This window comes from Hyphobacterium sp. SN044 (genome assembly GCF_021864465.1).
Taxonomy (GTDB): domain Bacteria; phylum Pseudomonadota; class Alphaproteobacteria; order Caulobacterales; family Maricaulaceae; genus Hyphobacterium.
Genome location: NZ_JAKKUV010000028.1, coordinates 1 through 442 on the forward strand (window position 1 = coordinate 1; position 442 = coordinate 442).

General features: G+C 43.0%; 1 protein-coding gene. It reads right to left on the reverse strand.

Annotation, left to right across the window (positions count from 1 at the left end; genetic code table 11):
• Nucleotides 1-212, reverse strand: a 212-nt coding sequence (locus L5876_RS14540; RefSeq protein ID WP_236957081.1) for a hypothetical protein, incomplete at its 3' end; no start/stop codon positions are given.
• Between the last annotated feature and the right edge of the window lie 230 nt (nt 213-442).

A 442-nucleotide genomic window follows, 5' to 3' on the forward strand; every position in this document is an offset into this window, starting at 1 on the left:
CGCCCACTGCGAGTGAAGTACTTATTCATGAAGGTGACTACGTCACCATGACGAAGAGGCAATGACTTATTGATTGCCCAGCGCTGTTTCGGATTATCAGTACCCTGATCAAAGTAGATTCCTCCTTGATCAGAGGAATAGGCATACTCATAGCCCGAATACATGGTGTTCAGCGTTTTAATTCGAAATCCCCCCCAATCTTCATAGAGCACAAACTTGAAAAGTTTGCTATGTCCAAGAGTTGCAGCTGGCCAGCTTTTTCTTTAAACTACTGTCATATACTCCTTCCTGTCCGCATGCTTTATTCGAATTTCTGTTTCTCCAAGGTATATTTCTCGGCCAACTAGAATTTTAGCCCGACTTTTGATGACCTGTGGAATACTCAGAGTCCCTCCTATGGGTGTGACTTCATCAATCAAATACATGTATTCAATATCCGCTC